Raw genomic sequence first — 10,298 nt, 5'->3', positions numbered from 1 at the left:
GGGGCCGCCGCCGCCCGGACCGCCGCCTCCGAACTCGCCGGAGCCGGCCGTCGCCGTGGCCGCCTCCGCGCCGTCGACGGTGATGGTGTACTCGGCGTCGGCGGCCACGGCCGGGTCGCTCACGAACACCGAGCCGAAGTCTGCCGCCGCGGTGAACGAGGCGACGACCTCGCCAGACTCGTCGACGACCTCGACGGTGGCGCCGGCTGCTCCCGAGACGGTGGCGGACACCCAGGACTGCGAGCCGGCGGGCTCCTTCATGACGGTGCCCCCGACGGTCAGCGTGCCGCCGTCGACAGTGATCGCGCCGTTCGCGTCGACCGCGCCCTCGCCGCCGCCGGTCGGGCCGAAGGCCGAGACGGCGCCGCCGGAGACGGTGATCGAGCCGTTCGAGTCCAGCGCGTCGCCTTCGCCGACCACGCGCACCGTGCCGCTGGAGACGACGAGCGTCTCGCCCGTGTCGGCCTCGTTCGGTTTTCCGCCATCGCCCGTCGACTCGGAGTTGCCGGCGGCGTTGATGCCGTCATCGCTCGCGGTGACATCCACCGTCCCTCCGGAGATCGCGACGTCCACGGCCTCCAGGCCCTCCACCGCCTCTGTGACGGTGACTTCGCCCGCGCGGATCTCCAGCGTCTGCTCGGCGTGCACGCCGTCGTCGCCGGAGACGATCGTCACGGCGCCGCCGCCGATGCCGACGGATCCGTCGGAGTGCACCGCGTCGTCGGCGGCGTCGATGGCGAGCTCGCCATCGTCGATCGCGACCACGGCGCCCGCGGCGACTCCCTTCGGCGACTCGTCGGACGCGGTGGCATCCGTCCCCGCGGTGATGTCCATCGTGCCGCCGGTGACCACCGCGTCGGTGGCCGCGGCCAGGCCGTCGTCGGCGCTGGTGAGGGTGAGCTCGCCGCCGGAGATCCAGATGTAGCCCTGCGCCGCATCCTCGTCCTGATCGCTCTTGAGCGCGTCGCCGCCCGCGTCGACAACGATCGTGCCGCCTTCCACGACGAGCGCGTCCTTGCCGCGCAGTCCGTCGTCGGCGGCGTCGATCGTGATCTCGCCGGAGAGGATGACGAGATCGTCGGTGCTGGCGATGCCGTCGTTGCCGTTGCCCGACACGTCGAGCGAGCCGGTCCCGGTGACGGTCAGGTCGGCGTCCGCGTACACGGCCGCGTTGGCGTCCGCGTCGTCGGCGTAAGAGGAGGCGTCCGACAGGGTGTTCGCGCCCTCCACGGCGATCACCACGTCGTCGGCGGTGGTGACGGTGATGGCGGGGGAGTCGGATGCCGTGATGGTCGCCTCGTCGAGCACGAGCACGACTTGCGCGTCGTCGGGCGCGGCGACCACGACCTGGCCGTCCAGCGATCCGGACAGCCGGTACACGCCTGCGGCGGTGATCGTGACCGTCGACCCGTCGACCGTGACATCGTCGGAGTCGGATGCCGCCGACGAGCCGTTCAGCGCGATGTCGACAGCGTCGGCCTCCGACCACGCGTCGTCGTCGACGACGGTGGCCTCGGTGTTGGCGGCGAGCACCGCGTCGGCGCGCAGGTCGGAGTCGGTCGCGAGGGCAGTCGAGGTCCCGCCGCCGGCTGTGTTGGCGCAGCCGGCCAGCACGAGCCCGGTGAGCGCGAGCGGGACGGCCGCGATGGTCAGGCGGCGGCGGAGCACGGCGCCTCCTCGAGACCGGCGGTGGCCGGGACGGCATGGGTGGGTGAGAACGGGCCGCGCAGCAGGCGCGCCCAACGATTGCGGGGAAGCCGCGGATACAGGGCGGCGAGCCCGGTCGCGTACTTGCTGACAGCGGTCGGTCGATGCCCTGAGCGCCACAGCAGCCGGTCGATGTCCGACGCTGTCGACGGCGACTTGGTCTCGATGATCGCGACGTTCGGCAGGGTGAAGCCGACGCCGTCCGCGCCGAGCCAGGTCAGGTGGGTGTCGATGGTGGCCCGCGCCGCGCCGTTCGGCGCGAGGAGCGTGGCTCGGCGGTACCGAGTCGTCAGGGTCGCGTCGAGGCGGTCGGCGTGCCCCGCCCCGATGCCGACGGACTCGAGCGCGGCATCGACCTCCTCGCGCGCTCGCGGGGTGAGCAGCGCGCGCTCGGCCACGGCGTACGGGTCGCGCTCCTTGATGGTCTTCCCGCGCGCGCCCCGCGTCTTCAGCTCGAGATAGGCGGCGTCGGTGTCGACATAGGTGCGCGTGCGCAGCTTGAAGCGGCGGCGGCGCGGCCGGGCCGCCAAGTGGAAGCTCAGCAGCTCGGGGGTGTCGAAGTACACCGACTCGTAGCGGAAGTCGCGGTCGCCGTCGATCTCCAGCACCCGCGTGCGCGGGTCGAGCACGGCGAGCAGTTCGTCGATGCGGGCGCGGGGGACGACATACTTGCGGTCGACGCGCGCGAGCAGCGACGCGCCGGCGACAAGCTCGTCCAGGCTCACGGCGTCGAAGTCGCGCAGGGCGCTCATGACGCCACCCCCGCTCGCTCGGCGATGCGCGCGGTCGCGATGCTGCGCGTGGCGACCCGGTAGCGGACATCCACCAGCGTCGTGTCGTTGACGAGGTCGAGCTCTTGGACGCTCAGCGAGGTGACCTCCGCGCCGAGGGTCTCGGCGAGCGCCTCGCGCAGCTCGCCCTCGTCGCAGAACGCGCGGTCCAGGCGCACGATCTGGTGGCGGCTGCGAGAGAGCAGGGCGGGATGGTCGGCGGCCCACATCACCACGAGGATGAGGGCGATGAGCGCGGTCGCCGGCCACGGGTCGGTCTGCGGCAGCCCGGCGATCAGCCCGATCGCGAGCGCCGCGAAGTAGTAGGCGACCTCGCGCTGGGAGATTTCCGACGAGCGCAGCCGGATGATGGACAGCACGCCGAACAGGCCCAGTCCGAGCCCCAGCGCCACCTCGGCTGTGCCGAGCACCGTCGACACCGCCAGCACGCCGATGTTCACCCCGAGGAAGGCGACCAGGAGGTCGCGGCGGTGGTGGCGGCGGTAGTAGAGGGCGAGGCTCAGGATGAGCGCGGCGGTCACGTCGATGCCGATGAGGATGAGCGCGGTGGTGGTCATGGCTGCCTTCCAGGAGATGTCGTTGCATCCATTCGACGGGCCGACGCTATGCGCTCGCTATGACAGGCGTCGGCGCCGGGTACGAGTCCTGGTTCGGCCCCGGCTCCGAAGACGATGCTGCGCTGCACGCTGTAGCTCGTGACGAACAGCACGGCCTCGGTGGCGATCTTCGCGGCGACCAGCGGGAGCCCCATCTCGGTGAGCGCGGTGAGCCACACGATGTTCGACGCGAGCAGCGCGATAGCGAGAGCCGCGTAGCGGACCGCCTGCCCGACGGTGCGTCCGCCGTCGGCGTGGAAGACCAGGCGCCGGTTCACCGCGAAGTTGACCGACGCGCTGAGGATCCGCGCCGCGATGATCGACGGGACGAGCAGGCCGGTGAGCGCCGTGAGCACGAGGAGGGCGATCGTGTCGACCGCGAACGCGAGCAGCGACGATCCGGCGAACCGCACGAGCGGGACCGCGACCCGCAGCGAGTCGACGACAGGTCGGAAGTGGCTCGAGGCGTTCCCCTCCACGTAGACGGTCTGGATCGGCACCTCGCGCGTGGCGAGGCCTGCGCGCCGGCACCGCAGCAGCACGTTCTGCTCGTACTCGAACCTCTCGCCGGGCTGCTCCCGCGCCCACGCGACCGCGCTGGCCGAGATGCCGCGCAGCCCGGTCTGGGTGTCGGACAGCTGCCAGCCCGCCGCCAGGCGGAACAGGCCGCGGGCGATACCGTTGCCGACGCGGCTGCGCAGCGGCACGGCGCCTGCGAACCGACGGCAGCCGAGGACCAGCGACGGATGCCCGCTCGCCGCGTCGTCGCGGATCGCGCGGGCGACGCGGAGGATATCGTGCACGGTGTGCTGGCCGTCGGCGTCGGCGGTCACGACATCCTCTCCCGGGCGGGCGGCCAGCGCGTAGGCGAGGCCCGTCTTCAACGCTGCCCCCTTGCCCCGGTTGCGCTCGTGCCGCAGCACGGTGGCGCCGGTGGCCGCCACCGTGTCGAACACGGCGGCGTAGGCGGGTCCGCTGCCGTCGTCGACCACGACAACTTCCGCATCCGCGTCGGCCTGCAGGTCTGCGGCCAGCTGCACCAGCCCGGGCCCGGGCTCGTAGGCGGGGATCAGCACGATCACGATGTCACCCCGCGATGTAGAGGATGTCGCTCGTCCCGCGCTCGCCGCCGTTGGACGGCTGGTTGACGAGGTCGCCGTTGAAGTACATCGTGGACGATCCGCCCCCGTCGAGGTTGTACGCGGTCGTGGCGCCCAGGCCGACCATGATGTCGGCGAGCTCGGTCAGGGTGACTCCCTCGCTGTAGCCGGACTGCCGGCCGTCCACAACGACGAACACAAGGTGGTTGTCGTCGATGACGCCGACCGCGGTGCGCGGCTGGTCGCCCTGGATCGAGTGGTTGCCGAAGTTGGTGTCGATCTCGACATCCTCGATGCCGGCGACCACCGCGCCGTCCTCCACGATCGCAGGTCCGAAGCTCAGGGTGTTCCACGCGCCGTCGGCGACGAGCTCGTCCGCGCTGGTCGCGGTCTCGTCGTACACCTCCACGCTCCCGTCGGTGTAGAACACCAAGCCGTCGCGGGCCGGCTCGTCGCGGTAGACGACGCCGTTGCGGATCACGATGCCGGTGTCGCGGAAGCCGTAGTAGTCGCCGTTGACGGCGAACACCGCGTCGTTGTCGGCGGCGATCTCGCTGGTGCGCTCGGTGATGTTCTCCCCGAACTGGTCCTTGGCGAACGCGCTGCGCAGCGCGGTGGCGTCCGACAGCGTGACGTCTGCCACGTAGTAGGTCACGGTGTCGTCTCCGGAGCCCGTGGTGACGGTCGAGATCTCCACCGACGTGCTGCCGTCGCTGAACGAGTCGTCGGTGAGCACGCTCTCCTCGCTCGTGGCGGCAGTCTCCTCTTCATCGGCGGTGGCCGCCTGCTCGACCGTGGAGTGCTCGGCCTCGTAGGCGGAGACGTCCTCCACTTCGACGTGCTCGACGAGGAACCGTTCCGCTGCCCAGACGGCGGCGCCGCCCGCCGACAGGGTCACCATCATCACGCTGGCGAGGAGAATGGCCTTGGGGCGTCGTCTGCGAGTCGAGTCCATGCTTCATGGGTACCCGCCGTGCCCGTGACCGCCCTCGGCCCGGCTTAAGCGGCGGTTGTGGATTCCGTGCCCGTGTCACGTGGAATACGTTTGATTTCGCCGCCGTTACAATCGGTGATTCTCAGCCATCCCCGAGCCCGGGGGGTTAGATTGGCAAAAACGAGTGGAGTACTGTTGTCCACCCGAGACAAGGCACAGATCGCACGTGAGGAGGGGACCCGCATGATCTTGGTTCGTCAAGAGATCGGGGATGTTCTGCGGGATCTCCGCCTGCAGAAGGGGCGCACGCTGCGCCAGGTCGCCGGTCGCGCGAGCGTCGCCCTCGGCTATCTCAGCGAGGTCGAGCGCGGCCAGAAGGAGGCGTCGAGCGAGATCCTCGCCTCGGTCGCCGAAGCGCTCGACGTGCCGATCTCCACCATCATGCGCGAGGTGGGCGAGCGCATCGCGGTGCTCGAAGGCATCCAGCCGTTCCCCGATGTCGTTCCGGACGACCTTGTGGCGTCGGTCGATGTCGAGCTCTCGCTGCGCTGACTGTTGCGCCGTTCCGAGTTCCAGCGCGCCGTCGAGCACGAGTTCGGCCGGCGGGGCGACTCCCTGGTCGCCGACCTCACGCTGACAGCACTCGGGCACCGCACTGCCGCCGAGGCACTCGACGCGGGGGAGCCGGCGCGCGACGTGTGGCTCGCGCTGTGCGCCCAGACGGATGTTCCGCACGAGCGCCGGCACGGTGTCGGGCGTCTTGAGTCGCGCCGCAATTGACATTCCCTTGCGGCGTGTCGCTCTCGAACGTGCGTTCTAACGCGGCGTAGGCTGCTGCACAAGAGGTGTCGAGGAAGCGTCTGTCCACAGATTCCGCGGAAACCGACCGGATGTCGGAAGCCCGTCGTAGCGTGAACGGCGTCACAGAACACCTCACGCCTTGTCGCAGCATCCGATTCACACGAGGAGGAGCGCGACAGCCTATAGGCGGCGGAACGCGAGCAAAAGGAGCACGCCATGCCATCACCCGCTGATCGCGAGAAGGCCCTCGACACGGCCCTCGCCCAGATCGACCGGCAGTTCGGGAAGGGCTCGGTCATGCGGCTGGGCAGCGACGAGCGCGCCCCGGTCGAGGTCATCCCGACGGGCTCGATCGCCCTCGACGTCGCCCTCGGCGTCGGCGGACTGCCTCGCGGCCGCATCGTGGAGATCTACGGCCCTGAGTCGTCCGGAAAGACCACGCTCACACTTCACGCGATCGCGAACGTGCAGCGCGCGGGCGGCATTGCCGCGTTCATCGACGCCGAGCACGCGCTCGACCCCGAGTACGCGCAGAAGCTCGGCGTCGACATCGACTCGCTGCTGGTCTCGCAGCCCGACACCGGCGAGCAGGCGCTCGAGATCGCCGACATGCTCATCCGCTCCGGCGCCATCGACCTCGTCGTCATCGACTCGGTCGCCGCGCTCGTGCCGAAGGCCGAGATCGAGGGCGAGATGGGCGACTCGCACGTCGGCCTGCAGGCCCGGCTCATGTCGCAGGCGCTGCGCAAGCTCACCGGCGGCCTGAACCAGACGAAGACCACGGCGATCTTCATCAACCAGCTGCGCGAGAAGATCGGCGTCTTCTTCGGCTCGCCCGAGACGACGGCGGGCGGCAAGGCGCTCAAGTTCTACGCGTCGGTGCGCCTCGACATCCGTCGCATCGAGACCCTCAAGGACGGAACGGATGCCGTCGGCAACCGCACTCGTGTGAAGGTCGTGAAGAACAAGATGGCGCCGCCGTTCAAGCAGGCCGAGTTCGACATCCTGTACGGCACCGGCATCTCCCGCGAGGGCAGTCTCATCGACTTCGGCGTCGAGCACGGCATCGTGAAGAAGTCGGGTGCGTGGTACACCTACGACGGCGAGCAGCTGGGGCAGGGCAAAGAGAACGCGCGCAACTTCCTCATCAAGAACGACGACGTCGCCGCCGAGATCGAGTCCAAGATCAAGTCCAAGCTCGGCATCGGCGTGCCGACCGAGGCGTCGATCGCCGACGAGCTGGCCGCGCGTCGTCCCGCGTGACATGACTGAGCAGCGCGGGAATGGCGGGCTCGCGCCCGTCATCCCCCTGTTCGGCCAGTCGGCCCCTGGGCTTGCCCCAGCCCCTGGGCTTGTCCCGGCCCCTGAGCTTGTCGAAGGGCCGCCAGCGTGGCACTCGGCCTGGGACGACGAAGACAGCTTCGACGGCGACGAAGTGGGTCACGACGAGTGCGGCGCGATCGAGCGTGAGATCGCCGAGCGCAACCTGCTCAAACGCCTGCGCACGCGGCAGCTGTCGGTCGCCGAGGCGCGGCGACTCGTCGCCGAGCGCGATCTCGCGCCCGACGATGTCGAGTCTCTGCTCGGGGCCTTCTGCCGGCGTGGCTACCTCGACGACGCGCGGCTGGCCGAGCAGCTTGTGCACACGGCGATCGATCGGCGGGCCCAGGGGCGCACGGCCATCGCGCGCACACTCACCATGCGCGGCATCCCGCGCGACATCGCGGATGCCGCGCTCATCGGGCTGCCCGACGACGACGCGGAGCGCGCTCTCGAGTTCGCCCGCGGAAAGGCGAGGAGCATGGCAGGCCTTGATCGAGCCACGGCGGAGCGCCGGCTCGCCGGCCAGCTCGCCCGCCGTGGCTTCGGCGCTGTCGCCCTCTCCGTTGCCCGGCAGGCACTCGACGAGCCCTCCCGCGGGGCCGGCGCGCGCTCCGTGCGGTTCGAGTGACGAGCGCCGACGTCATCGCCCGGGCGGCCCGCCGCCGGCTCCGCTCTGCGGTCCGCTGCGTTGCGAGTCCCCGAGGTCGCTGAGGCTTGACGACGTGCTGCTGCTGCTGTCCGACGTGATGGGCAGCGTCAGATCGGCAAGCACGACCGTGTCGCCGGCTTCGATTCCGCTGGCGATCTCTGTGCGCTCCGTGCCGATCGCGCCCAACTCGACGGGCGTCGCGACGACCTCGCCACCCGTCAGCACCTGGACAGTGGCCTGGGAGCCCGCTACCGTCACCGCGGAGGTCGGCACCGTCAGCACGTCGTCGACGGAGGCCAGCGCCACTGTCGCGTCGGCGGTGGCGCCGACGCGGATCACGTCGTCGTCATCGGCGTCGAGGGCAAGTGTGACGGTGTAGGCGGGAGTCGCCGTCGACGACACATCCAGCACGCCGATCGATGCCACCGTGGCCGTGTAGTCCGACCCGAGGGCGGGCAGCGCGACATCGGCGGACTGGCCGACCGAGACGCTCTCGATCCGCGCCAGCGGAACGGTCGCTTCCACGATGTATCCGCCCGATCCCTGCACCGTGACGACCGCGGTGTCGGAGCCGGCCGAAACGCTGTCGTCAGGGGCAATCCCCACAGACACCACTGTTCCCGAGACGGGACTGTTCAGTGTGGCCAGGGCCAGGTCTTGCTTGGCGATGGCCAGCTCAGCCTTGGCGAGATCGATCTGCGCGCGGTCGGCGAGAATCGTCTCCGACGTGATGGTGGCGTCCTGGGACGACGTCCCGCTGGAGCCGCCGGAGTCGTCCTGGGCGGTGGAGACCGTTGACGCTGTGACGATGGTCAGGCCGGACCCGGTCGAGGAAGGCAACGAGCTCGTCGTGGTCGACGTGCTCGCGAGCGCGTCCGCGACAGCTTGCCGCAGTGCCGTGACGGCGCTGTCCAAAGCGGTCGCCTTGTCGTTGAGCGCGGCCTGCTCGCTCGCCGTCTGCTGCTGCTTGTCTGCGGCGTCGGCGATCGCGGCCTGGCAATCGGCGAGCGCCGCCTGCGTGTCGGCGAGGTCGTCGCCGGCGCTCTCGTCGTCCTCCACTGTCGCGTTCATGAACGGCGCGCAGAGCTCGTCTGCGAGGGTGGCCGCCTCGCTCGACGCCTCCTGCGCCGCCACGGCCGCCTCGTACTGCGCGAGCAGGGCGGACTGCGCGTCGGCCACATCTTGCGACGCATCCTCCACGGCGGCGTCCGAGTCGTCCGAGTCCTCGGAGGAGTCCGACTCGTCCGAGTCGTCCGAGTCCTCGGTGGAGTCCGAGTCCTCGGAGGAGTCTGAGTCCTCCGCGCTCTCGGAGTCGTCGCTGTCGCTGTCCGCCGAGTCCGTCTTGCTCCGACTCGACTTCGATCCGCTGCTTCCCGAGCTCTTGCTGCTGCTCCCGCCGCTCGAGCTCGACGTTGTCGACGACCCGCTGCTCTGCGTGGTCAGGTCGTCCTCCAGCTGCTGCTTGGCCTGGGCCAGCGCGTCTCGCGCGTCTGCCACGGCAGAAGCGAGATCGGTGGTGTCCAGCGTCGCGAGAGGATCGCCGGCGTCGACCTGGTCGCCGAGCTCCACGAGCACTTCGTCGACGGTGCCGGACACCTGGAATGCGGCGTCCGCGCTGGTGCTGGACGACACCTGGCCCGTCAGCGACAGCGTTTCGGCCACCGTGCCCTGCTCGGCGGTCGCGGTGCGGTAACGGCTGCCGTCGTCACCGCTCGCGGAGAGCGCGGTGGCGGTCACGCCGCCGAGCGCCACCACCGTCGCGGTCGCCAGCGCGATGAGCTTGCCGCGGCGGGTGCTCAGCAGCGTCCGTGCGGTGCCCGCCCCGCGGGCGAAGGCCGCGCGGACGCGTCCGGCGGCCTTCGCATCCGAGTCAGGAGTCATTCGAGTCGCCCTGGCCGCTCTGGTCGCCACCGCCCTGGCCGCCGTCGCCGCCCTGGCCGCCGCCGGGGCCCTGGCCGCCTTCGGGGCGGCCGGAGCCGGTGCTGCACTCGCCCTCGTCATCCGGATCGGAGAGAGTGAGGGATGTCGCGTCGTAGCCGCCCGTCTCGTCGGCGGTGCCCATCGCGGTCACGCACAGGCCCTTCTCGATGTCGTCGGCGGTGGCATCCACCGTGGCCGTCACGACGGTGTCGGAGTCGATCGCGACCTCGGTGGACGACGTGCTGTCGTCCTGCGCGGTGGCCTCCACGGTCAGCGACGTCTCGGTCACGGCCGTGACCTTGCCGACCGTGCGCTGGCCTCCTCCGCCCGGAGCGCCACTGGGCGCCGTTCCGTCCGGAGCGCCGCTGGGCGCCGCGCCGTCGGGAGCGCCGGACGGCATGCCGCCGCCAGACGGGGGCTGCCCGCCGTCGGACCCGCCTCCTTCGGGGGCGCTGCCGCCCCCGCCGGGCGCCCCGC

General features: G+C 70.8%; 10 protein-coding genes and 1 pseudogene. 4 read left to right on the top strand and 7 right to left on the bottom strand.

All coding sequences use genetic code 11. From position 1 onward, the window contains the following. From QM611_RS01660 to QM611_RS01640, 5 genes are all read right to left on the bottom strand, one after another. Positions 1-1,668 (bottom strand): carbohydrate-binding domain-containing protein (locus tag QM611_RS01660; RefSeq protein WP_415078163.1); only part of this gene is annotated, 1,668 nt, incomplete at its 3' end. Further along, the gene (locus tag QM611_RS01655) at positions 1,650-2,459 is read right to left on the bottom strand and encodes a polyphosphate polymerase domain-containing protein (RefSeq protein WP_415078162.1); all 810 of its coding nucleotides are present in this window, start codon (positions 2,457-2,459) and stop codon (positions 1,650-1,652) included. The genes QM611_RS01655 and QM611_RS01660, both read right to left, overlap by 19 nt. Continuing rightward, the gene (locus tag QM611_RS01650; RefSeq protein ID WP_415078161.1) at positions 2,456-3,055 is read right to left on the bottom strand and encodes a DUF4956 domain-containing protein; all 600 of its coding nucleotides are present in this window, start codon (positions 3,053-3,055) and stop codon (positions 2,456-2,458) included. Before QM611_RS01650 ends, QM611_RS01655 begins: the two co-directional genes overlap by 4 nt. Continuing rightward, on the bottom strand, positions 3,052-4,176 hold the full coding sequence (locus tag QM611_RS01645; RefSeq protein WP_415078160.1) for a glycosyltransferase: 1,125 nt from the start codon (positions 4,174-4,176) through the stop codon (positions 3,052-3,054). Before QM611_RS01645 ends, QM611_RS01650 begins: the two co-directional genes overlap by 4 nt. 4 nt (positions 4,177-4,180) lie before the next feature. Then, entirely contained in the window at positions 4,181-5,098 is a 918-nt protein-coding gene (locus QM611_RS01640) for a phosphodiester glycosidase family protein (RefSeq protein WP_415078164.1), read from the bottom strand. A 273-nt stretch (positions 5,099-5,371) separates the two neighbouring features. On the opposite strand from QM611_RS01640, the gene QM611_RS01635 reads away from it, so the two are divergent. From QM611_RS01635 to QM611_RS01620, 4 genes are all read left to right on the top strand, one after another. After that, positions 5,372-5,680 (top strand): helix-turn-helix domain-containing protein, encoded by a 309-nt coding sequence (locus tag QM611_RS01635; RefSeq protein ID WP_415078159.1) that lies wholly within the window; start codon positions 5,372-5,374, stop codon positions 5,678-5,680. A gap of 3 nt (positions 5,681-5,683) precedes the next feature. Beyond that, positions 5,684-5,908 (top strand): DUF3046 domain-containing protein, encoded by a 225-nt coding sequence (locus tag QM611_RS01630; RefSeq protein ID WP_415078158.1) that lies wholly within the window; start codon positions 5,684-5,686, stop codon positions 5,906-5,908. A 237-nt stretch (positions 5,909-6,145) separates the two neighbouring features. After that, entirely contained in the window at positions 6,146-7,192 is a 1,047-nt protein-coding gene (gene recA, locus QM611_RS01625; RefSeq protein WP_415078157.1) for a recombinase RecA, read from the top strand. A 1-nt stretch (position 7,193) separates the two neighbouring features. Further along, a complete protein-coding gene (locus tag QM611_RS01620; RefSeq protein WP_415078156.1) occupies positions 7,194-7,880 on the top strand; it encodes a regulatory protein RecX in 687 nt (228 codons plus the stop codon). Between the two features lie 12 nt (positions 7,881-7,892). On the opposite strand, the gene QM611_RS01615 is transcribed toward QM611_RS01620, so the two are convergent. Beyond that, the gene (locus QM611_RS01615; protein WP_415078155.1) at positions 7,893-9,782 is read right to left on the bottom strand and encodes an HlyD family efflux transporter periplasmic adaptor subunit; all 1,890 of its coding nucleotides are present in this window, start codon (positions 9,780-9,782) and stop codon (positions 7,893-7,895) included. Then, a pseudogene (locus tag QM611_RS01610) lies at positions 9,772-10,298 on the bottom strand (hypothetical protein); the annotation flags it as partial. The pseudogene QM611_RS01610 and the gene QM611_RS01615, both read right to left, overlap by 11 nt.

The organism is Microbacterium sp. (assembly GCF_047606685.1).
Taxonomy (GTDB): Bacteria; Actinomycetota; Actinomycetes; order Actinomycetales; family Microbacteriaceae; genus Microbacterium.
Note: the sequence above shows the minus strand (reverse complement) of the source record. Positions and strands in the feature narration are given on the sequence as shown.